Raw genomic sequence first — 25,183 nt, 5'->3', positions numbered from 1 at the left:
CAACAGAAAAAAGCAGACTCTGAAAAAGTCTGCTTTTTTCTAAAAATCAAATGGCTGCACCTTTTGAAAATTAAGTATACAATGACTCGTTTAACCACTCTTCACAATGTTCTATCAGCCACCTCAAATATTCCACATATTGACCGACATGAAAACCGTCACAAACAGCATGATGGACTTGAATGGCGACTGGCAAGATAATTTTCTCTTCTTCCAGCTTAAATTTGCCTAACGTAAATATCGGCAGTAAATAAGTTTCATCTGTAGATACATTAAGGTTAAAAGAAGTAAAATCAATCCAAGGCAGGCTTGAAATATTGAACATATTTTCTGGCATATGAGGTTTCGGAAATAGTTTGTTACTTTCGTTATAAGCTTCAATATCAGCTACACAGCTTTTATAAAACCGAGCAAAATTTTCGTCATAAGGCGTCCAAATACTTGAAAATGTCTTTGTTTCTTTATTTAGAATCGTATAACTAGGGTGGAGAAGATCCCAGTGACCAAGTTCATCGTTCACTAGATCCATCCGAAACTCCGGTATTTTTTGCACAGCCCTTGCTAACAAATAAATTTGTACAGGATATACTTTTAGCTTTTGTTCTTTTAATATTGAATACAATGTCGTGATGTCTAGATTGATCACCAGGCTATATGAGCATCGGGTTACCTTCATATAATGATGAAAGTGCTCTTTTCTCGGATAATTTTCATCTATTTGTTTAAACATTTTTATCTCCTCCTGAATGTAATTTCATGTATTCAGGAGGAGACTTTATCTGTTTTCACCACCACAATCATCCTTTCAAGAGATATGTCATGTTTTTGTCCATTCAAAGTCTACCATGAGTTTTTCCTACGATAAAGTCTTCAGCAACTCTTCGTAAGTCATCTTGCCTAATGTGAACTTTTCTAGTGCTATATATGTTTTCTCCGCTGTGGTATTCATTCTATTATGACATTCATTCACTAACTCATGTTCATTTGGTAATGGTTCATGTATATGTTCTTTTTTTCGAAATGCTTCATAATATCTTATACCAAATATTCTCTGAGACATCGCATTGATGTGAATTCCGTCCGGATTAGGTATAAGGCCTTTCGCAGTAACATAATAACAATTTTCATGATGATGTGCATATTTTTGTAGTTTCTCATTCATCAGTTGATATTCCACACACCCTGCGCCAAATGCTGACTTTCCCAAGAAATCACCCAAACCTCCTATTACAAGCGGAATGTTAGGTACAGATAACTCAGTTCTTAGTTCATGAAATAATCTTAGTATTTTTTCATCGTATTCTTTGTATTTCCCATCTTGGCTGTCACTTTCTCCTTGATGCCATAATATTCCTACCAATTCGCTATTTTCCTTTGCAAATTTAGCTTCACTTATAGCATGACGAAATAATGCTCCATCCGGCGGCCACTCATCAATGGAACTGCCTCCCTCTGCACAAGGAATCAGGCCAATCTTCTCTCCTTCATGATCCTTACACCAAGACTCCGCAAAGGAAGCCGCTAGTCCTACGCCAGCTACCGGCCTATCAAAATGAATGGGCTCAGTCATCATTTGCCATCTACCATTTCGCAGCATCATGATTCTTTCATTATAAATCGGAGGCACTTCATGTTTGAAGCCGCGCCCCGCCATATTTGATTGTCCAATTAGTAAAAATGACTTCATATCTTCCTCCCCCTCGATAAATGGTTTATCAAATATCTATTTACCTGAACGTTATCATTTTACCCTTCTTTATTTTTCATATTTGTCTATTTTTGTCGAAATGATAGTAAACAGGAATTACTTAGTGTAAGATCCTTATGCATCTATCAATCAGGAGGATCTACTATGAAGAAATATTTTGTATTATGTTTTACATGTTTATTATTGTTAACAGCTTGTAGCAATGCAGCATCTACTAAAAAACAGCTCACCACAGATAACGTGATTGAAGCTTTCAAAAGTGCTGGGCTTGAAGCAGAAAAACCAACTGATCTTGAACAAAAAGAGTTTGGAAATATAAGAGAAGAAGGAAAAAGGATTCTCATTCCTTCTTTAGGTGAAAATGCTGGTGGAAGGATTTTTAAATTTGGAAATGAAACTGACCTTAACCAAGCCAAATCTTATTATGATGAGTTAGGAAATGCTGGATCTATGTTCTTCTCTCACACATATTCAAAAGGGAACTTCCTGCTTCAAATGAACGGAGAAATGAAGGATTCTGAGTTTGAAAAATATAAGAAAGTAATGGATGAGGAAATAAAATAGTTTCATATTTTTTTACCGATTGCTTCTTTAATCTTTAACAGAGAAGAGTTCTTTACGATGGTCTCTAATTCAGCTGGATCGAACCGTCACCTCACCCAGTTAAGGTGAATGACCTTATCCTAAGCAAACAGACCTTCCCTGAAAAAGACTGATTTAATAAGGTTCTATGATGAGCCTTTCCGATAAAAAATGTGCATTTTTGAAGAAAACTGAAAGGGTTCGTCCCCAATCCGTCCCCATAAAAAACAGACCCTTAAAGGTCTGTTTTAATTTAATTCATATCTAATGAGAAGCCTTCATCTGCACATAACTTTGTATTTCAGTTTTTCCACATATGCTTTAATAGTGCTGTCCATCCTCTGCCCTTTTATTGGTTACACCTTGAGCAATTCTGCTTAAATTATAAGATAATAAACCGGATAAAGATCTACCCTTTCCCTTGTATAGAGAATTGGTCAAATTAATCTGATAACATATTTAATCAGTGTGTGCGATAGCCTTGACTTCAATCAATTGCTCTGGGAAAGCCAGATATGTCACACCAATGAGACTGCCAGCTGGTCTGTGTTGACCTAAGTATTCCTTGAATAGATCTATGACCGTTTCGGAGTGTTCTTGTGGATTTGTTAGAAAAATTTCAACATATGCAATGTTGGATTTCGTAGCTCCCAATTCCACCAATACCCGATCAAGGTTCTCAAATGTTTGCAGAGTCTGAGCTTCAATATTCTCCTTACCAACGAACATACCATTTTTATCGTATGAAAACTGACCTGAAATGTAGATTGTTCCTTTAACGCTATATCCTTGGGTAATACCGTGATCCCATAGATTGTGATTGTAGGTTTTAATATTAGTCATCGTTTTCTCTCCTTTATTTCAAAGTAAAGTAAGTATAAAATGAATATAAATAAAAAAATAGTACGCACTATTTAGATAGCTACTATCAGAAAGGATAGTGTCAATATGAGTATGGCTGATTATAGAAAAACGGGTAATATCCAAGAGACACCTTTTGGATATACATTATCAGTTATAGGAGGCAAATGGAAAATGCTAATTCTGTATCTCCTTTCGGAAAATCAACCCGTTCGCTTTAATGATATGAAAAGGAGACTTGGAACGATTACCTTTAAAACATTGAGTGCACAACTTAAAGATTTGGAGGCAGATGGGATGATTATACGAAAGGAATATCCACAAGTCCCCCCTAAAGTGGAATACAGTCTTACAGATAAGGCAGAAACACTTTTACCAATTTTAGAACAGTTATGTGATTGGGGAGAGAAAAATCGAAGTAATTAAATTCTTTTTGTATACATAATTCAAAGTATTGACTATGAAGATACAAAAGAAAAGCAGCTTTTGATAAAGCAATGGAGCGTATAGGGAACTTCTAATCTTAATGAAAAAGATAGTAATGATTAGGCCCCATCCGTCCCCATAAAAACAGACCTTGCAGGGTCTGTTTTTATTTTGCCTATACGATTTGAAGTTGTGTTTTGATCAATTGAAACAGCAATGAAAATAGCAGATAATATTCAAATAAAAAAAGCCCCCAAAAAGGGCTTTTTTATTAATAGACTTCATGCTTAACCAAAGTAGCCGTTTTCTGCGGTTTGAAAATCATTTGAGGAATTTATATGTACAGTGGTTGTGATCCCCATTAATAAGGTAAGGCTTAATATCATAACTTTCAGGTGCTTCATTCAGCTTCCTCCTCCATCCATGTCAATTTTTTGGCCTGTGATTCCAAACCTTCATCAAAGTATTTTGATGCCAGTTTGTAATTATCCTGCTTTTTATAAAATCTTGCTGCCATAATTGACAATTCTGCGGCATCTGTCCAAAGTTTTTGATTTTTCAGTAAATCAAGAGCTGCGTCGAGCTGAATTTCATCATCTGTTACATATATTGAATGTATGATATTTAACTTAGCAATATACGCATTGTCAGCTAATTCATTCGCTAACATGAGTGACTCGTTGTGTGCATCCAGTCCTTGAGCTTTTTTATCTAACTGGAAGAGTACACGCGCTAACATGTAATTTGTTCTCATATACAGTGGTTTGTGTGGCTTTTTTAATTCAACCGAAAAGACATTTTGTAAACATTCTAAAGCTTGCTGAAGCTTTCCTTGACGCTCATAACATATCCCAAGATTGAAATACCCTAGCGCTTGTGGAAAATCAATTTTAGATTCTGCTGCTAAATTGATAGCATCCTTATAGGTGGATTCAGCTTGTACAAATTGGTTTAAATCCATCTTATTTGATGCGATTACCATTAGAGTAGTAGCAACCCGACTCTCTTGTAAATCTGCTGATTTAAAGCTTTCTAAAGCTTTTTTGGCGTGGTTAATGGAGAAATGATTTTGTGCGATTTCGTAGTATGCAATCGAAAGCTGATAATTAAATTCAGCACGTTCTAAATCGTCAGGAACGTTTCGAAGTCGGGTCTCTGCAATATGATAATAGTTGATAGCGTCTGAAAAGCGCTTTTTATAAAACTCATACATGCCATTGAAGAAGAAATAATAATACTGAATCATGTCATCCGTTTTCTGCTTCTCTTCAATGTCTATTTGCTTCAATATATCTTTTGATCCCTCAAACTCCTGCGCCAACATTTTGTATCTGGAATCAATCAAGTTAAAGTATAATAAGACATTTTGATCTTCTTCCATATTTTCAAAGGCTATTACGATCTCTTTTCTCTTATTTTCAGCCTTTAGAATGTCCTGTTTCTTTATATATCCGTACCAATCACCGATCATTTTAGCAACAAATGGGCTTGCTACTTTTTCTCCCAAACAAACCTCCCCCTATCCATTCCTTTATTTTCCCTATAATTACATATATTATCATCCGTTTGAATATTCCACACCGAAAAGAAACCGCAAAAAAGAGAGACGAATTCGCCTCTCTGGTATGCCTTTTATTATTTGATGATACTCCAAATAAATCTTCCACTAGTATGGCCTGTTTTTTGTGCCCAAAGCTTACTAAAGGAAACTTGTTTTCATAGCAACTTGTTCTCCTTGATTTACTATAAGTGGATCTTTATTTTTTTCTAAAAATTTAGCAATTTGATTTAGATTTCCATTAATTTTATCGTTGATTGGCATATTGGGATTCAATAAGAGAACGTTGTTAATCGTAGAAGCTACTTCATAAAGATCATCTTCATCTTTTGTTTTTTCAATGTGATATTGCATCTTTTTAAAAAACCATTCAATTTCGTTCAAATCAACCATCGGGTAATATTGAATTTTATACAGATGACCTTCATCAAGAATGTCCAATTCAAATATGGCTTCAAGTTCTTCTTTACTTAAATGAGCTTCGGGAAGTTCATATTCACCCTCTGCTGCTTCCTCATCAGTGTACTCAGCTGTATAAAGCCCCTGAATGAATTCATCAAAGGAATCTGCTAACTTAAAGTCTTCTTCCATCTCAACATCAAAATAATGAATTGCAGGATTCTCTTTCGTTTTTCGATAATCCATCGCTACCCAAGTATGGCCATCCCCGTTAATCAAAACAAGCCCTTCTGGCAGCTCCCACTCTTTCATTAAATAGGCACTATCCATAATTCCTTCACCTTCTGCAATTCCTAAAAGATGATTAAATTGGATATGATCCTCAGCCCATGAATTAGAGTGAGTGGTTGGAAAAGCATTATGAACTATATAACCGCCATTCTGTTCTAATATGAGCTTTTTATATGTATCTGGCAAAGTGATTCCTAGTTTCTTTTCAGCTTTAGATATTTCTGCTTCGCTGATCTTTTTTAACGTATAGTAACTTTTTTCCTCGTCTATTTCCCAAAAAGATTTCAAAGTTTATTTCCTCCTAATTTCATTTAACTAAACTTCAACACGAACTTATATTCTGACAAACTATTTTTGGTGGTGATTGTCTGTCTGATCTCGAGAGAAAGATTTATCGAATTATTGATAATATGAGCCGCTTCCGTAAGAATCCAACAATTGATGATCTGAAAAGAAAAACAGGTAAAGACGAGAAGACTGTTAGGCAAGCAATCGAAAACCTCCTGCCAACTGGAAACAATCTGGCGGATAAAGTTCGCCCCCCAATTCGTCCCCAATTAAAATAAATAGAACAAATATTCATTGTCAGAAAAACAAAAAACCCTTGCTAGGCAAGGGTTTAAACGATGATTCCGACTGGGCTCGAACCAGCGACCTCTACCCTGTCAAGGTAGCGCTCTCCCAGCTGAGCTACGGAATCGGGTTATGTATCAGTTCTGGGCTTTCTGTTACTGACAGTCTCTATTATATAACCATAATAATAAAGCGTCAATGGTTTTGTTCAAAAAAGGTCAAAAAGCCGGCGGCTGTGCCGGCTTTTTTCTCTCCTTCTTTATGATTGGTTCACAAGGACGGGCTTTAGTTGATCAAGTGCTTGTTTGAAGTCGCGTTTGAGATCTTCTCCGTTTTCAACTCCGACACTTAAACGAAGCAGCCCATCTGTAATCCCTCTTTTTTCTCTTTCTTCTTTTGGCATAGCCGCATGTGACATTTTGGCTGGATACGACAGAATGGATTCGACGGCACCGAGGCTGACGGCGAATACAGGTAATGTGACGGCATCCACTAATTCTTTGACAGCCGCTTGGTTTTCTAGTTCAAATGAGAGAACCGCTCCTGCTCCGCTCGCCTGCTTTCGCTGAATGTCTGCCCCTGGATGGTCATCTAAACCTGGATAGTATACTTTTTTCACCGCAGGATGTTCTTTTAGAAATGAAGCTAGTTCGAAGGCCGTTTGGCTGGCTTTTTCTAATCTCACCTGAAGGGTTTTTAACCCCCTTAACACAAGCCAGCAATCCTGCACGCCAAGGACCGCACCGAAGGAGTTTTGCAGCGAATAGAGTTCGTCTCCTAGCTTCTCATCTTTCACCACAGCTAAGCCTGACAGCACATCACTATGGCCGCTTAAAAATTTCGTTGCGCTGTGCAGAACAACGTCAACACCAAGATCAAGCGGACGCTGAAGCGCAGGTGTTAAAAACGTATTATCTAAGAACGTCAGACAGCCATGCTCTTTCGCAATCTGTACGACACCTTTAATATCTGTAATGCCTAGTGTTGGATTTGACGGTGTTTCCATGTAAATGACCTTTGTATTCGATTGAATGCCTCTTTTGACTTCATTCAAATCGGTCATGTCCACGAAGGTATGCTCAATTCCAAATCTTGAAAGAACTTGGGTGATCATTCGGAAAGTCCCGCCGTACACATCTCTTGTGACAAGGACGTGATCTCCCTTTGATAATAGAAGAAAAGCGGTTGAAATAGCAGCCATGCCTGATGCAAAGGCAAGCCCTCTCGTTCCTCCTTCCAGCGCTGCAATCGTATCCTCTAATGCTTGACGTGTCGGAGTTCCCGATCTGGAGTAGTCATATTGGCCAAATTCATCGAAGCTGCTTTGATGAAATGTGGATGCATGCTGAATGGGTACACTGACTGCACCTGTTGAACGGTCTGTTTTAAACGCATTATGAACGAGTTGTGTTTCAAGTGTCCAATCGTGTGTGGTCATTTGGCGTATACCTCCTCTTTTACTTGTGAGAGTGCCTGTTTCAGGTCTGCTTTCAGATCATCTACATGCTCGATGCCAACAGAGAAACGGAGCAGCTTGTTACATACACCGTTTGCAATGCGAATCTCTTCTGGAATATCCATATGCGTTTGTGTCGCAGGATATGTAATGAAGCTTTCGACTCCGCCAAGGCTTTCAGCAAAACAAATCGTTTTCAGCTGCTTCAAAAATGGATTGACCCATTCCTCTTTGGCTACTCGGAATGACAGCATGCCTCCCTTTCCTGGGTAAAGCACATCTTGAATTTCTGGCTGCTTCTCTAAAAACTGTGCCAGCTCCTTCGCATTTGCCTCGTGCTGGCGCATTCTAAGAGCCAGTGTTTTCATTCCTCTCATTAAAAGCCATGAGTCAAATGGTGATAGAACCGCTCCAATCGCATTTTGATGCTGGAACATGTCTTCAGACAGCTGCTCTCCTTTTGTCACCACAAGCCCTGCAAGAACGTCATTATGTCCGCCTAAATATTTGGTTGCGCTATGAATGACAATGTCCGCTCCAAGCGTAATCGGCTTTTGCAAGACTGGTGTGTAAAAGGTGTTATCGACAATCACCAAAGCGCCATGCTCTTTTGCAATCTTCGCTATTTTTTGAATATCTGCTTCCTGCATCAGTGGATTTGTCGGTGTTTCAATAAAGACCGCTTTTGTGTTTGGCGTGATTTTAGAGCGTAAACAGTCTTCATCTGAAAAATCATCATAAAGAAAACGTAATCCGTACTTTTTCCATTCGTTTTCAAACAAACGGTATGTACCGCCATATAGGTCTGAAGAGACGATGAGTTCATCTCCGCTTTCAAATAGAGCCATGATCGTTTGAATCGCCGCCATTCCCGAGCTGAAGGCAAAACCGGCCGTCCCTTCTTCGAGTGAAGCAATTGCATCCTCTACGAGCTGTCTTGTTGGGTTTTTCGTTCGAATGTAATCAAATCCTGTAGATTCACCTATCCCTCTATGTCTGTATGCTGTCGAAAGATAAACGGGAGGACTGACAGTGCCAGTCACCTCTTCGCTACGGTTTCCAATCTGCGCTAATTTCGTTTCCACATGTTCTGTCATTTGACACCATCCTAAGTAAAAATCTGATTTCAAAACAGAAAACCCCTTCTTCATAAGAAGAAGGGGTTTAATCGCTTCCTCTTATCTTCCAAGCAAAAAAGCTGCTTGCTGGATTTAGCACCTTGGTACATCACATGAAGTGATGCATACCGGTTGCTGAGGTTTCAAAGGGCCAGTCCCTCCACCTCTCACGATAAGAATGTGTTGTCTGTCTGTTCTAATTCTTAATACTGTAACCCATTAAATCTCATTTTTCAAGGGGAAATGTCATGATTAATTAAAATTTTCTGTATTTTATAACAGAATCGAAGTTATAGGGTTTGATTGCATGTTAGCATATAGGAACAACGTTGTTTTTCATGTTACAATGAATGGAAACGTTTCACTTTATGATGAATTTGGTTAGCTGGAGGAATGGATTATGGTGAAGAAAACAGGAATCATTCAAGAAGAAACCTTACAGTCAAAAGAACTTGGGGCAGACATGACCATTTTGATCTATTTGCCAGTCAATTACTCCCCCCTTTATACATATCATGTCATCATTGCCCAGGATGGTCATGATTATTTCCGCCTAGGCAAAATAGGCAGACAGGCAGAAGAATTGATGCAAAACAAAGAAATGGAACGCTCGATTATCATTGGTGTTCCTTATGAAAATGTCACGGAAAGACGAAACACGTATCATCCAGATGGTACAAAGTTTGAAGCGTATAAACGCTTTTTAGCAAATGAACTGGTCCCTTATATTGATAGACACTTTCCAACCTATCAAATTGGATCAGGACGGACGTTTATTGGTGATTCACTGGGTGCGACGATTTCCCTTATGACAGCCATTGATTATCCTTCTTTATTTGGCGGGCTGATTTTGCAGTCCCCTTACGTTGACGAGTCGGTTCTAGAAGCCGTCAAACAGTCGACAGCCCTTTCTCATTATGCCATTATCCATCAAATTGGGCTTGAGGAAACGGCTGTGAAAACAACAGATGGCCAGGTGCTTGATTTTGTTCAGCCGAACGAAGATTTAAAGGCCCTTCTTGAACAATCTGGTGCGGATTACTTATTTGAGACATTCGAAGGGGATCATAAATGGACGTTTTGGCAGCCGCTCATTGCGCCTTCGTTAAAAAGAATGCTCCCATATTCGTTAATCAACTGAATTTTGTTATAATAAACAATAATAAATACTTTCTTATTCAGGAGGGAACATGATGAAATACGGAGTTGTTATATTTCCATCAAAAAAATTGCAAGATATTGCGAACTCTTACCGGAAGCGTTATGATCCGAACTATGCACTCATACCGCCTCATTTAACATTAAGAACACCTTTTGAATTAACGGATCTAGAAGCGGCTGAGGTCGTCTCAACGTTAAGAGATTATGCAAAAAATGCTTCTCCTATTACGTTACGTATTAAAAAATTCAGTTCATTCGCTCCTGTAAACAACGTCATTTATATGAAAGTAGAACCGAACGAGGACATCATGGCGCTCAATGAAAGATTGTACGCAGATCCACTTGCTGGTACACCTGAATATGCCTTTGTTCCTCATGTGACAGTGGCTCAAAAACTATCAGATGATGAGCATTCAGACGTACTTGGCACATTAAAGCTGAGAAAGATTGACCATGAAGAAACAGTGGATCGCTTCCACCTTTTATATCAATTAGAGAACGGATCTTGGACCGTCTATGAAACATTTATTTTAGGAGAAGAGGGTTAAAGACATTTGAAAACAGTCATCGCAACAGAACAAACACAACGAGAAGATGCATATTATGTACGAAAAGAAGTATTCGTAAAAGAACAAGAAGTTCCAGTAGAGATCGAAATAGATGAACTAGAAGACAAAGCCACCCATTTTGTCATTTACAATGATGACAAAAAGCCTCAGGCGGCCGCTAGACTGCGGATCATTGAGGGATCAAAGGCAAAGCTTGAACGCATTTGTGTGTTAAAAGAGGCGCGCTCCCTCGGCCTTGGCCACAAACTATTAGAGGCGCTAGAAACAGAAGCGATTGCTAATGGAGCAAAAGAAGCGGTTATGCATGCCCAAGTCCAAGCTCTTCCTTTCTACGAAAAGAAAGGCTACAAAGCGGTTTCTGAACCGTTTGAAGAAGCAGGGATCACACATGTCAAAATGACAAAAACGCTGTCTGTTTGACCAAAAGAAAAGCCAGAGCATTCAAGATGCCCTGGCTTTTTCTTTTTCATTATCATCGTTCGCCACAGGAAGAAAGCGCAATCATTTATATATACGTATTGATATGAATGCCCTTGCCTTCCTCCATAAACATATCTCGTACAAAGCGTTCCCGCTTTTTTTGCTGTACTTTCGTTTCCGCTTCTGTCACTAAGTCCTCTTTTTTCTCCAGCTCTCTGTATATCTTGTCATGAAAGGTGCGAGTAACCTTTGTTACTTTCGCATAGTCTTCTTTATCCTGAGGAGCTGGACGATTGATATATTGAAAATACAGATCCGGCTGAATCGGGGCTATATATCCCATCAAGAACGCCTCCTTTGCTTCTCTTCTATTCTACTATTCCCTAATTATGACTGTTTGAAACACGCCTCATTTGATATGATTAGATGTGTTTCATTTTAAGATTGATTGACTATTGGAGGACTAGCTTTGAAATGCGCACGACGACATGATCGAACGATCTCATTACATATGTATTCGAGAGAACACTATCAATTCCTCCATGACGAGGGAAAAAAAGGACAATTATTCTGCCCATATTGCGGACAACCGGTCTTTTTTAGATTAAATATACATGATGAACCTGCCTTTATTCATAAGCACATGTCTCAGCAAGAGATTTGTGAAAAAGCTGAAGAACAAGCTGATCACAATAAAACGGCAGAACAAGAGGAAAGAGCTTCCTACAAAGAACTTGGAGGCTTCCGTTTTCCAACCGGCAAACAGATCATCTCGCAAACAAGCGAATCATATGACTGGCAGGAACCAAGGTCGATTCAATTTAGCGACGCCTTACATTTAGAAGAGAATGAAGAAGTTCATACGATTGACCTCTTCCCGCATATCACCTTTAGCACACCGCAGCTTCAAGCTGTCACACATTTGGATGGTCCGATGCTTGTGCTGGCTGGTGCCGGCAGCGGGAAAACAAGAGTCCTGACGGCTAGAGCGGCTTATCTCATGTCCCATCATCATATTCCTGCTCACCATATTTTACTCGTAACTTTCACCACAAAAGCGAGCAATGAGATGAAAGAAAGGCTGCGTAAGCAATATCAGCTTCATCCTTCACAAGCCAGCCAAGTGGTGACAGGCACCTTCCACAGTCTTTTTTATAAAATGCTGCTTCACGATGACGCAAGCAAATGGAACGGCCAGCATCTGATCAAGTTTGACTGGCAAAAGGAGCAATACATCCGAAAAGCCATTATGAATGAAGGACTTGATGAGAAAGACTACCCTACCGATCAAGTACTGCAATCGATCGGCTATTGGAAAAATGCCTTTTTACCAGGTGAACTTCCTGATTTGAAGGATGAAAAGGAACAACACATGTGGACGATCTACCAATCATATGAACAGCAAAAACGAGATCATCAGCAATTTGACTTTGATGACATGGCGATTGCCTGCTTACATATGCTCACAGAACAGCCAGACCTGCTAAAGCGGTATCAAGAACGATTCCAGTATATTTTAGTGGATGAATTTCAGGATATTAATCCAGTGCAATATCAATTAATTCAGCTTTTAGCCGGAGAATCAGAGCAGTTATTTTGTGTAGGGGATGATGATCAAGCCATTTACGCCTTTAGGGGTAGCAATCCTGCTTTCATTCTTGAATTCAAACAGGACTATCCTTCGGCTCAGATCGTCCATTTACATGCGAATTACCGGTCTCACCATACGATTGTCGCAAGTGCTGATGCGATTATTAAGAAAAATCAGCATCGTTATGAGAAGACGTTAAAAGCCGTGCGCGCGGAGAAAATTCCTCCGACGCTCTTCTATCCATATGACGAAGAAGAGGAAGCGACGATGATTGTCGCAGATATTCAGGAGAAAATTAAAAATGGTGCAAAGCCGAATGACTTCTGCGTGCTGTTTCGAACGAATACAGGCGGCCGTGCGATTTATGAACGGCTGCATCAATCGGCGATTCCATATGAGACGGATGCTGGCGTCAAAGCCTTCTACAGCAGACGAATGGTTCGGGTACTCCTCGCCTTTCTTTCCTTAAGTCAGGATGCAGATGATGTGGCCGCCATAAAACAGCTGCTGCCCGTTTTCTTTTTAAAGCAGCAAACCCTGAATACACTAAAGGCACTGACCATCACAGAAGATTGCTCAATGATAGAAGCGCTTGGAAAACTGACAGATATACAGCCGTTTCAACGGAAAAAGCTGCAATCAATTGTTCCTTTGTTCCGAACGTTACGGACGTTAAAGCCATCGGACGCAGTGACATTTATTGAACAAAAAATGGGACTCGGGGATTACTTAAAAAAACGGGTGAACGATACGAATGTACTTGAAAAAGGAGCGGATGATGTACGTGATGTGAAAACAGCCGCCAAACGCTTTGAAACGATTGAAGCCTTTCTCGCACATGCCGAACATATGAAGTCTGCCGAAAAGGAAAAAACAGATGAACCCGGTGTTCAGCTCATGACGATCCACCGCGCAAAGGGACTTGAGTTCCAGACAGTATACATTACTTGTGTGGTCGACGGGGCACTTCCCCATGATTTCTCACTGGATGAACTCAGAAACGGTGATGAAGAAGCGCTGGAAGAAGAGCGCCGTTTATTATACGTTGCTATGACAAGAGCTGAACAATCTCTTTATCTGTCTGTTCCATCATTTAGACGAGGAAAAACGGCTCATCGTTCTCGCTTTTTATATCCTCTTCTAAAGAAAAACCGTGAATTATTTACGCAAAAACAACAGGCCCCCCTTTAAACGGAGAGCCTGTTGTTTATTTTTTGTTGTTCATCATTTTAGAGATTGTATTGAAATCAAGCTTTTCTTTTCCACTTGTAATCGATTGAACGATTTTGTCTTCCATTTCTTTAGGTACACGTTTGTTCGCAAGCTGTGCTACTTTTTTAATGACACCTCGAACGGTATTCTCATCTTTAAAGTTGGCATTTTGCAAAGAACCTGCAAGTTTAAACACATCATTCATATTCACACCGGTTTTGTTTTCTACGCTTTTAAAGAATTTATTATCCATTCATTTGCCTCCTCTTTGTGGAGTAATCACCTTACTATATGAAAATAGGCGAGATATGTGCCTATCCTAAAGCCTTGTTTGACCAAAGAGAAAGGAAAGCAAAAGGCTTCCCCCTTGCTTCCCTCACCTTCTTACTTTTTAGTAGTTAAAGAAAGAAGCACCAACGATGATTAAAAGGATGAAAAGCACAACGACAAGAACAAATGTTGATCCATATCCGCCGCCGTAGCCACCACCGTAGCCGCCGCAAGAACCGCCACCGTAACCGTAACTCATATATAAGCACCTCCTCTTCTCCCTTACAAAGTATGAAAAATGAAAGAAATGGTTTGGACGATCACATAAAAAAGTGCGGAATTTTTATTTCTGCTGTTTAAAGATGTAATCTGCCTCTCTATGACGCACCATGAATGCTTCTGTTTCCTTCGCAAAAGCATCCATCTTCACGCCAAATGCTTTTAAGTGCTCCTCAAGATCATTCGCTTTATCCGTTAGATCCAATTCAGCCTTCTCGTGCGCTTGTTCTTTCCCATCATGAGGTTTAGTGAACAAGGAACCGATTAATTGTTCGAATGCATCCATTCTGGTCACCCCTTCTCTCTTACATATGCATCACTCAAAAAAAGGGCAACAAAAAAACCGGATAAATCCGGCTTTTGTTTTTCTCTTCTATTGAGGTTTCTTTTTGTTTCCACAGCCGCAGCCTGTTTTCTTGATTTTCTTCGTATATACAGATTGTTGATTTGACTGCGCTGGATAACCTTGAAGCGTATGTGACGGCGTTTCGTTTGGTTTCATCGCAACCCTTCCTTTCCTATTCCATGATAGTATATGCATTTGTTGAAAGCGTGTCTGATCAGAATGCCTGTTTATTTCACAAGCTTTGAGACGACCGCTTCAATGATGCCTGCTGCTGCGGCAATCGCTAATAGTAAATTAAGCCACATACTAATGACAGGAAAAAGTATGTATATCAGAAGTAAGGCAGCAGTGCACCATATGCCAGTACACCAATAACAGCTTAACAGTTCTCCAACCCAAGACCGCAGTCCTTCCCCTTTAATGATGATATATGTTTCGACCTCACCTTGTTCGTTTACTTCTTCCTGTTCTTCATGAAATAGACGGCGGAAAGGGGCTGTAATGGTATCAAACACAATCAGTCTCGTCAGTCTAAAGGATGCGAGGGCAAACACGACAAATGACAAAGCACCGCTCAGAAGCCTCCACCTCCTTCTTTCTTCTTTTTCCGTCCTTTCTTTATATATGCAAGAAAAAAGACCGTCATGATGAATCGAGCGGAAATAAAATTGGGTTGTACTTTTTCACACTTTCCGATTCCACCTTGAGTCCTTCCTGCATTAAATAATGTATAGATAAGAAAGGAGTGAAAGTATTGTCTATTGAAGAAAGTGCTGAAATATTATATACACAACTGTTAAACGAATTAATCAGCAATTATGATGATTTCATTGAGATCAAAGATTCCGAAAATGTCACAATTCATAAAACAGATGTAACAGCTGCACTCTCCCTTCAAGCGACCGTAACGACAATCATTACTCTTTTAATCCAAATTCTTGTACCAGACGATGAATTGGCTGCCGACATCACAGACCAGCTTTTATCCACACAACAAGTGGAAGTCCAAAAGAAAACTGTGATTCAAATCATCAACTGCTATAACATTACGATTACATTATCAGATGCATCCATTATGAACTCCGTCCAAATTCTCACTCAAACATTGAATGTGCTCTTAGTTGAAGCTGGCATTCTTTGACCCTTTCTTTTTCTAATGACGTATGAAAGAGGTGAAATCATCGTGGCTGAAGAGAACGAAAAAAAGGAGTTTCAAATCAATACTGATATTGATCCATTAACAAGTCTTCTTGTAAGTGATGTGTTAAACAAAAACAATATCACTGATGATCAGAAAGCAAATATCTCAGATGATCAAAGAAGAATGATTTTGAAATTAGTGGAGGACTTGCAAAAGAAAGCAAATGATTTCGTAGAACAGCAGCAGGAGAAAAAAAGGCAAGCTGAGGCAGCAAAACAGCCGGAACAAGAGCCTGAACCAAAAGTACGTCCAAAACGAAATTCACTTCGAAATCGTATTCAGCAGCGCCGTGATGCGCAGCGTAATAACGATTAAATAAAAATGGGTTGCCTGCTAGGGTAAATGCCCGAGACAAAACCACGCATTCCAGCATTTAATAAAGTAAACGGAAGGAGGAATAGAAATGGATTCTAAACCATATTCTTGGGTCGCTCTAGATCGTAACTGTACACATCACGGACACCACGGACACCACAGATACCACGACGATTGCAACTATGAAAGAAAAGCACTTTGTGACGACTATTATGATGATGAAAATGTCTTACAAGACTTGGATCAAGTAAGTTTCACAAAGCAGACATCTGAAGAAGTCATTATCGTCAGAGACTCTTGTGACATTAACGTCTCTTCTGTTGATGCACAGGTTGCAGCATCTATCCAAGTAGCGATTCAAACAGCGATCATCACTATTACAAATATCTCAATCGCAGACGGTGATTTGGCAGACCGCGTCACGCAGGATCTCTTACAAGCTGCTACTCACAAACAAACAAACCGCCAAAAACTTGTCATCGAAAATTCAAGAAACGTTACAGTATCTACAATCGATGCGGACATCTCTATCGCAATCCAAACACTTACTCAAACACTTGTTGCGACAATCGTTGCAATCGGTATCCTCTAATGTCCAAAAGCAGAGCGAAAAGCTCTGCTTTTCCTTTTATCAAAATACATCAAATATAAATGGTCATTTACCCACACCAACTAGCGGGCGCATACATATGTTGTTAAGGACTAAAGTCAAATACCTTGTTAAAGGAGCTGAAATCCATGAGCTGCGGAAAACACCATGGCCGACATGATGAAAACTGTGTATGCGATGCGGTTGATAAGATTTTAGCAGAGCAGGAAGCTGTAGAAGATAAATGTCCTACGAGCTGCTACAGTAATTTATTAAGCCCAACAGTTTCTGGAAAAGATACGATTCCGTTTTTACTTTTTGATAAAAAGGGCGGGTTGTTCTCTACTTTCGGAAACATCGGAGGATTCGTTGACGATTGCCAATGCTTCGAATCTATTTTCTTCCGGGTTGAAAAATTACACGACTGCTGTGCTACGTTATCTGTATTAAGACCTGTTGATGTACACGGACATACGCTAAGCGTGTGTCACCCTTGTGACCCTGACTTCTTTGGTCTAGAAAAAACGGACTTTTGTATTGAGGTTGATCTAAACTGCTTCTGCGCAATCCAATGCTTAAACCCAGAGCTTGTCGACAGAGTCATGCCATCAAAAGATAAAAAGCATCATCACCACGGCTAAATCAACAGGCCGCTCATCTAACTTGTCATGAGTCAAAGCATCCCCTTCCTCACGAATGACAGCCAATGATGCGGAGCAGTCAGCATAAGAAGCGGCCGCTTCCGCATTGGTTAAAAGTAGATGCACGAGCCGGCAAAGATAGCTTGAAGATGATGACAGTGCTCAAACACTCAAACAAATTTCCTAGTATAGGAGGGTTGAATATGAGCCGCAATCATTCATGGAGCTGTGTAACAGAGGCTGTTGAAAACATTAGCGACTTGCAAAATGCTGTCAAAGAAGATTGCCCGACCAGCTGTTACAGCAATCTCCTTTCTCCATCACATTCATTAGGTGACACTGTCCCGTTTGTTCTCTTTACATCCAAATCAAAACCATTCGTCGCATTCGGAAACGTCGGAGAAGTAGATGCAGGCCCTTGCTTCAGCACTGCATTTTTCAGAGTCGAACATATCTGTGATCACTGTGCAACACTCAGCTTGCTTATCGCATTTGACAAAGACCGTCATATTTTAGATTTTACAGATAAAGATTCCTTATGTGATGTGTTCCGATTAGAAAAATCGAAGTATTGTGTTGAAGTAGACCTTAACTGCTTTTGCGCAATCGAGTGCCTAAACCCAAGACTCATCAATCGTAACTGCTAACAAAAAAAGTCCCTAAATGGGACTTTTTTTGTTAGTTAAAAACCTAGTGGGTGGATGGAAGAAATCTCAGCAATCGCTAATTCGACTGGATTTCCCCCGCCTGCTGTACGAATGATCACTGTATCATCTTTTCGATCCATGATGATTCCTCTATATGTTTTACCATCAGCTTCAATCAGACAAAGAGCCCTTGGCATATTATGAGGCAGTCTTGTGAGAAAATCGACTTTTTCATCAATACTCATCTGACTTAAAGGCTTTTTCACTCGTTTTCTTCTTGGTTCTTCTTTTGTTTCATGAAAGACACCTTCTGGCTGGTTTCCCTCTTCTTCTTGAGACTCTCGCTTTTGTATGAGCTCTAGTTCTTGTGAGATCTCTTGTTCCTGCGCTGGCTCGGCTTCTTCTGTGATCTCTTGTTCCTGTGCAGGCTCGGCTTCTTGTGGGATCTCTTGTTCTTCTGTAAACTCAACTTCTTGTGTCATATCTCGTTCATGTTGAAGTTTAGGCGGCTCGGCTTCTTTTTTATGCTCTATTTCTTGAGCTGCAGGCTCCTCCTGCGTGCTTTCTTCGATCACGTCTTTTGCAGTGGTATCACTTTCTGGCTGTTTTTCTGATTTCTTTCGCTTTCTCACAATATTTTGCATGGCCGGCTTTGATTCATGATAGCTCGGCTGAACAATATACATCAGCGGCTTTTGATTCTCATCACCTTTATTTGACATACTAATCCCTCCCGAATGATTCATTCCTTATATATATGAACGGAGGCCTTAAATCAGAAGAAAAATAAAAAAACAGCATACCCTTCATCGGTATGCTGCAAGTCATGTATTCGTTTAGCGGGCAATGATATGGAAGCCGGAATCAACATGCAGATTCTCACCTGTCATGCCGCGAGATAGATCACTGAATAAGAATAGAGCGGTATCGCCAACTTCTTCAGGAGTTGTTGTACGGCGAAGTGGTGCGCGCTCTTCGATATCCTTCAGAATGGTATTAAAGCCGCTGATGCCCTTTGCAGATAACGTACGAATTGGACCAGCAGAAATACTGTTCACGCGGATGCCTTCTGCGCCTAAATCAGCTGCTAAATATTTCACACTTGCTTCAAGTGATGCTTTCGCTACACCCATTACGTTGTAGTTTGATACAACACGTTCTCCGCCTAGGTATGTAAGCGTCACAATGCTTCCACCCTCTGTCATTAATGGACGTGCTGCTTTTGCTACAGCAGTTAATGAGTATGCACTAATGTTGTGCGCCAAAAGGAAACCTTCACGGTTCGTGTTCAAGTATTCGCCAACAAGCTCTTCCTTGTTTGCAAATGCAATGGCATGCGCAACGCCATGAATGACTTGTACTTTTTCTTTAATTGCAGCAAAACATTTTTCGATTTCTTCATCACTTGTCACATCACATGGAAGAATGATTGAATCATCACGCTCAAGTGTGCTTGCCAGCTCTTTTACCGATTCAGCAAGACGATCTCCAACATAAGTAAAAATCAAACGAGCTCCAGCTTCATGAAGTGAGCGGGCAATTCCCCAAGCGATGCTTCGTTTATTGGCAACACCCATCACCACGATATTACGGCCTTCTAAAGAAAAGTTCATATGTAATAAAGCCTCCTATTTTTTCAAGACATAGTATTAGTACCTGATCATAATATTATCACAGATCATAAGAGAATGACAATTTCCGCTGAAAGAAAGTTTCATTTTCGCGAAAAAACCGCCCTCACAAGTGAAGACGGTTCGATACCCTTATCGTTTGATTCTGTTTTGCTGATAAGCAAAATGGTTCGTAGGTCCGTGTCCAGCTCCAATACGCAAAGGGAATTTAATGGCTTCATGAACAAAGGTTTCTGCTGTTTCAAAGGCTTTTTGCATCGAATATCCTTTCGCAATTTCAGCTGTTAATGCTGCTGCAAACGTGCAGCCTGTGCCATGTGTATGCGGTGTATCAATATGTTCATTTGTGACTTCAATAAAGCCTTTTCCATCATACAGCAGATCTGTAATCATCCCATCAGATGGCCCATGGCCGCCTTTGATCACGACATGTTTCGTACCGAGCTCATAAAGGCGCTCCGCTGCCAGATAGCGGTCCTTTTTCGTCTGAATTTGTATCCCTGTCAGTACTTCTGCTTCAGGAAGATTCGGCGTTACAGCATAGCTGACAGGCAGCAAGTGTGTTTTCATCGCAGAGACCGCATCTTCATTTAATAAAGAGGCCCCTCCTTTTGCGATCATGACTGGATCTACAATCAGCTTCATATCATATTGAATCGTTTTTTCAGCTACGATCTTGATCATGTCTGCACTCCACAGCATCCCTGTTTTGACGGCATCTGGCAGTAAGTCTTCTGCCACTGCATCTATTTGACGCTCTAACGCCTCAATTGAAAGCGGGTATATCCCGTGAACACCTAGTGTGTTTTGCGCAGTAATCGCCGTGATCGCAGACATTCCGTACACACCGAGCTCCTGAAAAGTTTTCAAATCTGCCTGAATGCCTGCTCCGCCGCCAGAATCAGAACCCGCGATTGTGAATGCTTTTTTGATCGTCATTTCTTCACACCTCTCATTAGCCAATCCATTGATGATAAATGGTTCTTGCTTTAGAAATATCATTCGTACCATGAACAAGCGCTCTGCCATCTTTAAATAAGACAAGCTTAAACTCATCCTTTTGACACGAAAGCAAATATGGATTTTCAAGCACATCCATCCCTGCTTGCTTTAACCGAAGAGCTACTTCATGTAAAGGCGGCGGTGTTTCTGCTGCACTGCGGATTTGTACCGTATTGCGGCCGCATAGTACATCTGCCTTCGCTCTCTTGTCATATGAAAGAAATGGATAGGTCTTTAGTCCACAGCTTGGACATTGCTTCTTCTTTAAAGACGCAGCCGACCGAATGTCAGACCGTTCATTTTTCCATAAATCGAAGGATTTTAAAATTGGCGTCACTTGATGTCCTGTTAAATATTTAAGTGCATCTGCCACTTGATATGCGGCCACCTGCTGCACAACTGGACTAATGATACCTGCTGTATCACATGTCATGCCTTGTGCGGGTAAATGTTCAAGCAGACAGTGTAAACACGGCGTCTCACCAGGGATTACTGTGAATTGAATGCCGTAACTTGCTACACAGGCCCCATAAAGGAACGGAATTTGATGTTTGACAGCGGCATCATTTGCGATCATTCTTACCTCAAAATTATCCGCTGCATCGACAATGATTGAAGCCTCACTGACAAGTTCGTCAATATTGTGAGCAGTCACATCGATTACGATTCCTTTGATGTGCACGTCACTGTTTACTTGCTTGAGTCTTTTTTCAGCCGCTACAGCCTTTGGCAGCCGATCCTTCACGTCTTGCTCCGTGTAAAGCTGCTGACGCTGAAGGTTGCTCCATTCAATATAATCTCGGTCCAAAATGGTGACAGATCCAACGCCGGCACGAACGAGCATTTCAGCACTTGCGGTTCCAAGTGCCCCCGCTCCAATAATGATCGCCTTTGAGTCATTTAGCCGCTTTTGCCCCTCTGTTCCGATTGGCTGAAAAAGCTCTTGGCGTGAATAACGAGTGCTCAAAATGACGGCATTCCTTCCTGTGGACTGCTCGCTGTCCCATAGTTTTTTAGCGGAATACGTCCTGCCTCATAGCCTAGTCTTCCTGATTCAATCGCCAGTTTCATTGCTTTTGCCATTTTCACAGGATCCTTTGCACCAGAGACAGCGGTATTTAGTAATACAGCGTCTGCTCCAAGCTCCATCGCATAAGCTGCATCCTTCGGAGAACCTACGCCAGCATCAATAATGACCGGTACCTTCGCCTGCTCAATAATAAATGAGAGATTCAAAGGATTTAGTAAGCCTTGGCCTGAACCAATCGGTGAAGCACCTGGCATGATGGCATGGACACCGAGTTCTTCTAATTTTCTTGCCAGCACCACATCATCAGATGTATATGGCAGCACGATAAATCCTTCCTCGAGCAGCATTTCAGATGCTTTTAATGTTTCAACTGGATCTGGCAAAAGAGACCTTGAACAGCCAATGACTTCTACCTTGATCATGTCACAAAGTCCAGAAGCCTTTGCTAAACGGGCAATACGCACTGCCTCTTCTGCTGTACTTGCTCCAGCTGTATTCGGAAGTAGCGTATATTTTGATAAATCAAGCTGCTCCAAAAAATTAGGCTGAGATGCTTCGAATATGTTCATTCTTCTGACAGCAAAGGTTAAAATTTCGGCTTCCGATACGTTCACCGCTTCTTTTTGAACCTCAAATGATGGGTACTTTCCTGTTCCGAGTAATAGTCTTGATGTGAATGTTTTTCCGCCAATGTGCAGCATTGGATCATCCTCCTCCTACGAAATGAACGATTTCAATCGTGTCATTTGGTTGAATTTCTACTTGTTGAAACGCTTCTTTATCAATGATTTCATGGTTCTTTTCAACGATCACCACACGGTTTTCAAGCTGATAGGCTGATAGCAGATCATAGATCGTTCCATTCTCTTGATCGAAATCAACGATTCTGCCATTCAATTGAATCTTCATACGAATAGTGCCTCCTTTCGTCCAATACGAAACGCGTGTAGCCATTCCTCTTTGACCGGTTCGTCTAATATCAGGTCACGAATGATTTCTCCAGTAATCGGCGCAAGTAAAATGCCATTCCTGTAATGCCCTGCAGCAAAAAGAATACGCTTATCTTCTGGATGTCTTCCGATATAAGGATGCCGGTCGTTTGTCGCCGGACGAAGGCCTGCCCAGCACTCTTCAATCGGCATCTCCTTAATAGAAGGCATAAGCTGAGACGCCTTTTGAATCACAGCTTCCATGCCGCCAAGCGTTGGAACAGCCTGCCACTCGTTTGGCTTCATTGTTGCGCCGATGACAAGCTTTCCGCTATCTCGCTGAACGATATAACAATGATCATGATAAATGGTGTGTGCGAGCGCCGGACCATTATTCCATACAGACACACATTCCCCTTTTACTGGATAAAGAGAATGCGATAATCCGAGTTCTTCAAAAAAACGGCCAGACCATACACCACTTGCGATTGTCAGATCATCACATGTGAATGTGCCCTTCGTTGTTCTGACAGTTAACGCTTCTTTGCCCCGCTTCACATCGATCACAGGTGTACACTCTTTCACATCTGCTCCGTACCGGACGGCCGCCTGCCATAAAGCCCTGCATACAGCGTAAGGCTCCACATGCACATCCTCTTCAATCAAACCTGCTCCCAGCATGTGATCTGTAACTTGAGGCATACATTTTTTTACGCTGCTAGCGTCAAGCCATTTAAATGTAGACAAATGCTGCATCCGGCAAAGGGCTTGTTTCTCTTCTTCTGTAAAGGCGACCTTCATGATACCGCCCGCTGAAGTTCGAATATCAATGCTTGATTCATGCAGAAGATCGACTTTTAATTTTTCGTACAATGCCTGGCTTGCTCTGCCTGCCTGAAAGAAAACATCTTCATGACCCTCTCCTTCAGCATGTGCACCGAGCATCCCGGCAGCCGCACTTGTCGTTTGCTTCCCTATCTCATTCGCTTCAAATAAGACCACCTGTTTTCCTGCTTTTGCAAGGTGATAGGCGATGGAGACCCCTATGATTCCACCACCAATGATTGCAACGTCATAATGCTTTTTCATAAGGATTCTCCTTTACCTTTTCAGAAAATGCTTGTGCCATCATACGTGGCTGATGATGAGCAAAAATCCCAGACATGACAGCGATTCCTTCCACATTTGCGTGTTTCAATTCTGGAACTCGTTCTGGGGTCACCCCGCCGATGGCCACCACTGGAATTGTTAGTGCAGAAGTCAGTTCTTTCACAAGCTGTACACCTCTTGCCTGAAGTCCTGGTTTACAAGAGGTGTCATATACGTGCCCAAACATGACATACTCTGCTCCATTTTTCTCTGCTTCTTTCGCTTCTTCTATCGAATGGACAGATACTCCCGCATGAAGGTGAGGGAATTTTTTTCGCAGCTCTTTTGGCGAAAAGCTGTGGCCCGGGAGATGCACCCTGTGAATATTGGTAAGCAGCGCAACGTCTACTCTGTCATTGATCACGAGCTTTTCTTTCGGCACACCTTCTAAAAGGAGATTCTTCACGAGATCAACAAGCTCACTTGCTGTTTTAGACCGTTCCCGAATATGAATAAAATCCACTTCAGACGCTATGGCTTTTATTTGTTTGATCAGTTCACCCGCAGAAAGGGAATCATTTGTCACTGCGTGGAGTTCCATTTGCACCAACCCCATCTAAGCAAACTGTTTGCCACATTTCTTTTTGATACGCCATCTCCCAAAAGTGATATTCATAATAGCTTGAAATCACGAAATTTTCTTTCATATTGGCCCGTACATGGTCTGGTGCTTTTTCTGCTAGTTCATCAAAGCGGTTCACTTGTTCGAAGACGAGTTCCTTAAACCAATCGCCTCCGTATGTCAAAATCCATTCTTGGTAAATTGGATGGTCAGGTGTTGTTTGTTTCAGCTTTTCACCTACCTCATAATAGAGCCAGTAACACGGTAATAACGCGGCTAAAATCTCTTCAAACCGTCCGCTTTTTACAGATCGGTACATATGAGAGGTATACGCATAAGCAGTGGGAGAAGGCTTAAAGTTCTCAATGGCTTCATCAGAAATTTGCAGAAGCTCTGTAAATTTCCTATGCAGCGACAGCTCTGCTTCATACGTGCCCTGGGCATGATACGCCATTCTGCCCGTCGTATGTAAGTCCTCACTCATCGCCGCTCCATATGCCTGCACCTTTGCAAAATGAGTTAAATAATAAGAATCCTGCATCACGTAATAGGTGAAACGATCGAGTGAAAGTGTTCCATCTCCAATCCCTTTGACAAAAGGATGTGTAAAGCTTCCATTCCACCATGTTGCTGCAGCCTCTTTACATTCTGTTGAAAACGTCATGTT

At 41.0% G+C, this 25,183-nt stretch carries 34 protein-coding genes, 1 tRNA gene and 1 riboswitch; of the genes, 12 read left to right on the top strand and 23 right to left on the bottom strand.

Annotated features, from left to right (window positions below):
• Positions 1-70: 70 nt before the first annotated feature.
• Positions 71-730 (bottom strand): type A chloramphenicol O-acetyltransferase, encoded by a 660-nt coding sequence (catA, locus tag BAE31_RS15545; protein ID WP_076840887.1) that lies wholly within the window; start codon positions 728-730, stop codon positions 71-73.
• Between the two features lie 126 nt (positions 731-856).
• Entirely contained in the window at positions 857-1,687 is an 831-nt protein-coding gene (locus BAE31_RS15540) for a sialate O-acetylesterase (protein WP_076840886.1), read from the bottom strand.
• Between the two features lie 165 nt (positions 1,688-1,852).
• Here BAE31_RS15540 and BAE31_RS15535 point away from each other — a divergent pair, with 165 nt between their 5' ends.
• Complete coding sequence (locus BAE31_RS15535) at positions 1,853-2,272, top strand: stress protein (RefSeq protein WP_076840885.1); 420 nt, start codon at positions 1,853-1,855, stop codon at positions 2,270-2,272.
• A 477-nt stretch (positions 2,273-2,749) separates the two neighbouring features.
• On the opposite strand, the gene BAE31_RS15530 is transcribed toward BAE31_RS15535, so the two are convergent.
• Complete coding sequence (locus BAE31_RS15530; protein ID WP_061109701.1) at positions 2,750-3,133, bottom strand: RidA family protein; 384 nt, start codon at positions 3,131-3,133, stop codon at positions 2,750-2,752.
• Between the two features lie 105 nt (positions 3,134-3,238).
• Between BAE31_RS15530 and BAE31_RS15525 the strand changes: the two genes are divergently transcribed.
• Entirely contained in the window at positions 3,239-3,577 is a 339-nt protein-coding gene (locus BAE31_RS15525; protein ID WP_024424994.1) for a winged helix-turn-helix transcriptional regulator, read from the top strand.
• 400 nt (positions 3,578-3,977) lie between these two features.
• On the opposite strand, the gene BAE31_RS19735 is transcribed toward BAE31_RS15525, so the two are convergent.
• The gene (locus BAE31_RS19735) at positions 3,978-5,084 is read right to left on the bottom strand and encodes a Rap family tetratricopeptide repeat protein (protein ID WP_076840884.1); all 1,107 of its coding nucleotides are present in this window, start codon (positions 5,082-5,084) and stop codon (positions 3,978-3,980) included.
• Positions 5,085-5,276: 192 nt separating this feature from the next.
• Positions 5,277-6,113 carry an SMI1/KNR4 family protein gene (locus tag BAE31_RS15515; protein ID WP_076840883.1) on the bottom strand — a complete coding sequence of 279 codons (837 nt, stop codon included), beginning with the start codon at positions 6,111-6,113 and terminating at the stop codon, positions 5,277-5,279.
• An 80-nt stretch (positions 6,114-6,193) separates the two neighbouring features.
• On the opposite strand from BAE31_RS15515, the gene BAE31_RS19960 reads away from it, so the two are divergent.
• Complete coding sequence (locus BAE31_RS19960; RefSeq protein ID WP_076840882.1) at positions 6,194-6,391, top strand: hypothetical protein; 198 nt, start codon at positions 6,194-6,196, stop codon at positions 6,389-6,391.
• A 61-nt stretch (positions 6,392-6,452) separates the two neighbouring features.
• Here the strand turns inward: BAE31_RS19960 and BAE31_RS15505 are convergent.
• From BAE31_RS15505 to BAE31_RS15495, 3 genes are all read right to left on the bottom strand, one after another.
• Positions 6,453-6,525 (bottom strand) — tRNA-Val (locus BAE31_RS15505).
• A gap of 132 nt (positions 6,526-6,657) precedes the next feature.
• Positions 6,658-7,836, bottom strand: a complete 1,179-nt coding sequence (gene metC / locus BAE31_RS15500; protein ID WP_075622836.1) for a cystathionine beta-lyase — start codon at positions 7,834-7,836, stop codon at positions 6,658-6,660.
• Complete coding sequence (locus BAE31_RS15495; protein WP_076840881.1) at positions 7,833-8,951, bottom strand: methionine biosynthesis PLP-dependent protein; 1,119 nt, start codon at positions 8,949-8,951, stop codon at positions 7,833-7,835. Before BAE31_RS15495 ends, metC begins: the two co-directional genes overlap by 4 nt.
• Before the next feature lie 78 nt (positions 8,952-9,029).
• A riboswitch (SAM riboswitch) is annotated at positions 9,030-9,151 on the bottom strand.
• Between the two features lie 221 nt (positions 9,152-9,372).
• Between BAE31_RS15495 and BAE31_RS15490 the strand changes: the two genes are divergently transcribed.
• Genes BAE31_RS15490 through BAE31_RS15480 form a run of 3 tightly spaced genes read left to right on the top strand, consistent with a single transcriptional unit; the run spans position 9,373 to position 11,122 of the window.
• A complete protein-coding gene (locus tag BAE31_RS15490; protein ID WP_041110170.1) occupies positions 9,373-10,113 on the top strand; it encodes an alpha/beta hydrolase in 741 nt (246 codons plus the stop codon).
• Positions 10,114-10,165: 52 nt separating this feature from the next.
• Positions 10,166-10,681, top strand: coding sequence for a YjcG family protein (locus BAE31_RS15485; protein ID WP_024426454.1), 516 nt, complete (start codon positions 10,166-10,168; stop codon positions 10,679-10,681).
• 6 nt (positions 10,682-10,687) lie between these two features.
• Positions 10,688-11,122 (top strand): GNAT family N-acetyltransferase, encoded by a 435-nt coding sequence (locus tag BAE31_RS15480; RefSeq protein WP_076840880.1) that lies wholly within the window; start codon positions 10,688-10,690, stop codon positions 11,120-11,122.
• Positions 11,123-11,207: 85 nt separating this feature from the next.
• Here the strand turns inward: BAE31_RS15480 and BAE31_RS15475 are convergent, their stop codons facing one another.
• The gene (locus tag BAE31_RS15475) at positions 11,208-11,465 is read right to left on the bottom strand and encodes a hypothetical protein (RefSeq protein WP_024425007.1); all 258 of its coding nucleotides are present in this window, start codon (positions 11,463-11,465) and stop codon (positions 11,208-11,210) included.
• Positions 11,466-11,591: 126 nt separating this feature from the next.
• Between BAE31_RS15475 and BAE31_RS15470 the strand changes: the two genes are divergently transcribed.
• Positions 11,592-13,904 carry a UvrD-helicase domain-containing protein gene (locus BAE31_RS15470; RefSeq protein ID WP_076840879.1) on the top strand — a complete coding sequence of 771 codons (2,313 nt, stop codon included), beginning with the start codon at positions 11,592-11,594 and terminating at the stop codon, positions 13,902-13,904.
• Positions 13,905-13,920: 16 nt separating this feature from the next.
• Here the strand turns inward: BAE31_RS15470 and spoVIF are convergent, their stop codons facing one another.
• The 5 genes from spoVIF to BAE31_RS15450 form a co-directional block, all read right to left on the bottom strand.
• Complete coding sequence (gene spoVIF / locus BAE31_RS15465; protein WP_034282022.1) at positions 13,921-14,178, bottom strand: sporulation-specific transcription regulator SpoVIF; 258 nt, start codon at positions 14,176-14,178, stop codon at positions 13,921-13,923.
• Positions 14,179-14,316: 138 nt separating this feature from the next.
• A complete protein-coding gene (locus BAE31_RS15460; protein WP_024426457.1) occupies positions 14,317-14,454 on the bottom strand; it encodes a YjcZ family sporulation protein in 138 nt (45 codons plus the stop codon).
• A gap of 84 nt (positions 14,455-14,538) precedes the next feature.
• Positions 14,539-14,760, bottom strand: coding sequence for a hypothetical protein (locus BAE31_RS15455; protein ID WP_041110165.1), 222 nt, complete (start codon positions 14,758-14,760; stop codon positions 14,539-14,541).
• An 87-nt stretch (positions 14,761-14,847) separates the two neighbouring features.
• The gene (locus tag BAE31_RS20050; protein WP_255290946.1) at positions 14,848-14,976 is read right to left on the bottom strand and encodes a hypothetical protein; all 129 of its coding nucleotides are present in this window, start codon (positions 14,974-14,976) and stop codon (positions 14,848-14,850) included.
• A gap of 71 nt (positions 14,977-15,047) precedes the next feature.
• Positions 15,048-15,398 (bottom strand): DUF1360 domain-containing protein, encoded by a 351-nt coding sequence (locus BAE31_RS15450; RefSeq protein WP_024426459.1) that lies wholly within the window; start codon positions 15,396-15,398, stop codon positions 15,048-15,050.
• Positions 15,399-15,565: 167 nt separating this feature from the next.
• On the opposite strand from BAE31_RS15450, the gene BAE31_RS15445 reads away from it, so the two are divergent.
• The 5 genes from BAE31_RS15445 to BAE31_RS15425 all read left to right on the top strand — a co-directional run bounded on the left by BAE31_RS15445 (position 15,566) and on the right by BAE31_RS15425 (position 18,213).
• A complete protein-coding gene (locus BAE31_RS15445; protein ID WP_225315488.1) occupies positions 15,566-15,961 on the top strand; it encodes a spore coat protein in 396 nt (131 codons plus the stop codon).
• A gap of 42 nt (positions 15,962-16,003) precedes the next feature.
• Positions 16,004-16,336 (top strand): hypothetical protein, encoded by a 333-nt coding sequence (locus BAE31_RS15440; protein ID WP_041110161.1) that lies wholly within the window; start codon positions 16,004-16,006, stop codon positions 16,334-16,336.
• 88 nt (positions 16,337-16,424) lie between these two features.
• Complete coding sequence (locus BAE31_RS15435) at positions 16,425-16,928, top strand: spore coat protein (RefSeq protein ID WP_041110160.1); 504 nt, start codon at positions 16,425-16,427, stop codon at positions 16,926-16,928.
• A 146-nt stretch (positions 16,929-17,074) separates the two neighbouring features.
• The gene (locus BAE31_RS15430) at positions 17,075-17,566 is read left to right on the top strand and encodes a CotY/CotZ family spore coat protein (RefSeq protein WP_003211658.1); all 492 of its coding nucleotides are present in this window, start codon (positions 17,075-17,077) and stop codon (positions 17,564-17,566) included.
• 203 nt (positions 17,567-17,769) lie between these two features.
• Positions 17,770-18,213: a CotY/CotZ family spore coat protein gene (locus tag BAE31_RS15425; RefSeq protein ID WP_041110159.1), complete on the top strand. Its 444-nt coding sequence runs from the start codon at positions 17,770-17,772 to the stop codon at positions 18,211-18,213.
• 35 nt (positions 18,214-18,248) lie between these two features.
• Here BAE31_RS15425 and BAE31_RS15420 read toward each other — a convergent pair whose 3' ends face one another.
• The 9 genes from BAE31_RS15420 to tenA all read right to left on the bottom strand — a co-directional run bounded on the left by BAE31_RS15420 (position 18,249) and on the right by tenA (position 25,180).
• Positions 18,249-18,935: a CotO family spore coat protein gene (locus BAE31_RS15420; RefSeq protein ID WP_076840878.1), complete on the bottom strand. Its 687-nt coding sequence runs from the start codon at positions 18,933-18,935 to the stop codon at positions 18,249-18,251.
• Positions 18,936-19,049: 114 nt separating this feature from the next.
• Entirely contained in the window at positions 19,050-19,826 is a 777-nt protein-coding gene (fabI, locus tag BAE31_RS15415) for an enoyl-ACP reductase FabI (protein WP_024425017.1), read from the bottom strand.
• 150 nt (positions 19,827-19,976) lie between these two features.
• Positions 19,977-20,783, bottom strand: coding sequence for a bifunctional hydroxymethylpyrimidine kinase/phosphomethylpyrimidine kinase (gene thiD, locus BAE31_RS15410; protein ID WP_076840877.1), 807 nt, complete (start codon positions 20,781-20,783; stop codon positions 19,977-19,979).
• Between the two features lie 16 nt (positions 20,784-20,799).
• Entirely contained in the window at positions 20,800-21,813 is a 1,014-nt protein-coding gene (locus BAE31_RS15405; protein WP_076840876.1) for a thiazole biosynthesis adenylyltransferase ThiF, read from the bottom strand.
• Positions 21,810-22,577 (bottom strand): thiazole synthase, encoded by a 768-nt coding sequence (locus BAE31_RS15400; protein ID WP_025093416.1) that lies wholly within the window; start codon positions 22,575-22,577, stop codon positions 21,810-21,812. The genes BAE31_RS15405 and BAE31_RS15400 overlap by 4 nt, the downstream gene beginning before the upstream one ends.
• Before the next feature lie 4 nt (positions 22,578-22,581).
• Complete coding sequence (gene thiS, locus BAE31_RS15395) at positions 22,582-22,785, bottom strand: sulfur carrier protein ThiS (protein ID WP_024426466.1); 204 nt, start codon at positions 22,783-22,785, stop codon at positions 22,582-22,584.
• Positions 22,782-23,894, bottom strand: a complete 1,113-nt coding sequence (gene thiO / locus BAE31_RS15390; RefSeq protein ID WP_076840875.1) for a glycine oxidase ThiO — start codon at positions 23,892-23,894, stop codon at positions 22,782-22,784. The genes thiS and thiO overlap by 4 nt, the downstream gene beginning before the upstream one ends.
• On the bottom strand, positions 23,878-24,495 hold the full coding sequence (gene tenI, locus BAE31_RS15385) for a thiazole tautomerase TenI (protein ID WP_075623696.1): 618 nt from the start codon (positions 24,493-24,495) through the stop codon (positions 23,878-23,880). Before tenI ends, thiO begins: the two co-directional genes overlap by 17 nt.
• Complete coding sequence (gene tenA / locus BAE31_RS15380; RefSeq protein WP_076840874.1) at positions 24,470-25,180, bottom strand: thiaminase II; 711 nt, start codon at positions 25,178-25,180, stop codon at positions 24,470-24,472. The genes tenI and tenA overlap by 26 nt, the downstream gene beginning before the upstream one ends.
• Positions 25,181-25,183: the final 3 nt, after the last annotated feature.

The sequence above is a fragment of the Bacillus sp. I-2 genome (assembly GCF_001974945.1).
Taxonomy (GTDB): domain Bacteria; phylum Bacillota; class Bacilli; order Bacillales; family Bacillaceae; genus Bacillus; species Bacillus safensis.
This window is presented reverse-complemented; position numbering and strand designations above follow the sequence as displayed.

Bases quoted from the DNA above. Each gene is read 5' to 3' on its own strand.
- BAE31_RS15490 (WP_041110170.1), top strand. From the start codon at position 9,373: ATGGTGAAGAAAACAGGAATCATTCAAGAAGAAACCTTACAGTCAAAA.
- BAE31_RS15530 (WP_061109701.1), bottom strand. From the start codon at position 3,133: ATGACTAATATTAAAACCTACAATCACAATCTATGGGATCACGGTATT.
- BAE31_RS15420 (WP_076840878.1), bottom strand. From the start codon at position 18,935: ATGTCAAATAAAGGTGATGAGAATCAAAAGCCGCTGATGTATATTGTT.
- BAE31_RS15540 (WP_076840886.1), bottom strand. From the start codon at position 1,687: ATGAAGTCATTTTTACTAATTGGACAATCAAATATGGCGGGGCGCGGC.
- BAE31_RS15485 (WP_024426454.1), top strand. From the start codon at position 10,166: ATGAAATACGGAGTTGTTATATTTCCATCAAAAAAATTGCAAGATATT.
- BAE31_RS15460 (WP_024426457.1), bottom strand. From the start codon at position 14,454: ATGAGTTACGGTTACGGTGGCGGTTCTTGCGGCGGCTACGGTGGTGGC.
- BAE31_RS15430 (WP_003211658.1), top strand. From the start codon at position 17,075: ATGAGCTGCGGAAAACACCATGGCCGACATGATGAAAACTGTGTATGC.
- catA (WP_076840887.1), bottom strand. From the start codon at position 730: ATGTTTAAACAAATAGATGAAAATTATCCGAGAAAAGAGCACTTTCAT.
- thiO (WP_076840875.1), bottom strand. From the start codon at position 23,894: ATGAAAAAGCATTATGACGTTGCAATCATTGGTGGTGGAATCATAGGG.
- tenA (WP_076840874.1), bottom strand. From the start codon at position 25,180: ATGACGTTTTCAACAGAATGTAAAGAGGCTGCAGCAACATGGTGGAAT.
- BAE31_RS15475 (WP_024425007.1), bottom strand. From the start codon at position 11,465: ATGGGATATATAGCCCCGATTCAGCCGGATCTGTATTTTCAATATATC.
- BAE31_RS20050 (WP_255290946.1), bottom strand. From the start codon at position 14,976: ATGAAACCAAACGAAACGCCGTCACATACGCTTCAAGGTTATCCAGCG.
- metC (WP_075622836.1), bottom strand. From the start codon at position 7,836: ATGACCACACACGATTGGACACTTGAAACACAACTCGTTCATAATGCG.
- BAE31_RS15535 (WP_076840885.1), top strand. From the start codon at position 1,853: ATGAAGAAATATTTTGTATTATGTTTTACATGTTTATTATTGTTAACA.
- BAE31_RS15525 (WP_024424994.1), top strand. From the start codon at position 3,239: ATGAGTATGGCTGATTATAGAAAAACGGGTAATATCCAAGAGACACCT.
- BAE31_RS15435 (WP_041110160.1), top strand. From the start codon at position 16,425: ATGGATTCTAAACCATATTCTTGGGTCGCTCTAGATCGTAACTGTACA.
- BAE31_RS15400 (WP_025093416.1), bottom strand. From the start codon at position 22,577: ATGCTGCACATTGGCGGAAAAACATTCACATCAAGACTATTACTCGGA.
- BAE31_RS15455 (WP_041110165.1), bottom strand. From the start codon at position 14,760: ATGGATGCATTCGAACAATTAATCGGTTCCTTGTTCACTAAACCTCAT.
- fabI (WP_024425017.1), bottom strand. From the start codon at position 19,826: ATGAACTTTTCTTTAGAAGGCCGTAATATCGTGGTGATGGGTGTTGCC.
- thiS (WP_024426466.1), bottom strand. From the start codon at position 22,785: ATGAAGATTCAATTGAATGGCAGAATCGTTGATTTCGATCAAGAGAAT.
- BAE31_RS15495 (WP_076840881.1), bottom strand. From the start codon at position 8,951: ATGACAGAACATGTGGAAACGAAATTAGCGCAGATTGGAAACCGTAGC.
- tenI (WP_075623696.1), bottom strand. From the start codon at position 24,495: ATGGAACTCCACGCAGTGACAAATGATTCCCTTTCTGCGGGTGAACTG.
- thiD (WP_076840877.1), bottom strand. From the start codon at position 20,783: ATGACGATCAAAAAAGCATTCACAATCGCGGGTTCTGATTCTGGCGGC.
- spoVIF (WP_034282022.1), bottom strand. From the start codon at position 14,178: ATGGATAATAAATTCTTTAAAAGCGTAGAAAACAAAACCGGTGTGAAT.
- BAE31_RS15425 (WP_041110159.1), top strand. From the start codon at position 17,770: ATGAGCCGCAATCATTCATGGAGCTGTGTAACAGAGGCTGTTGAAAAC.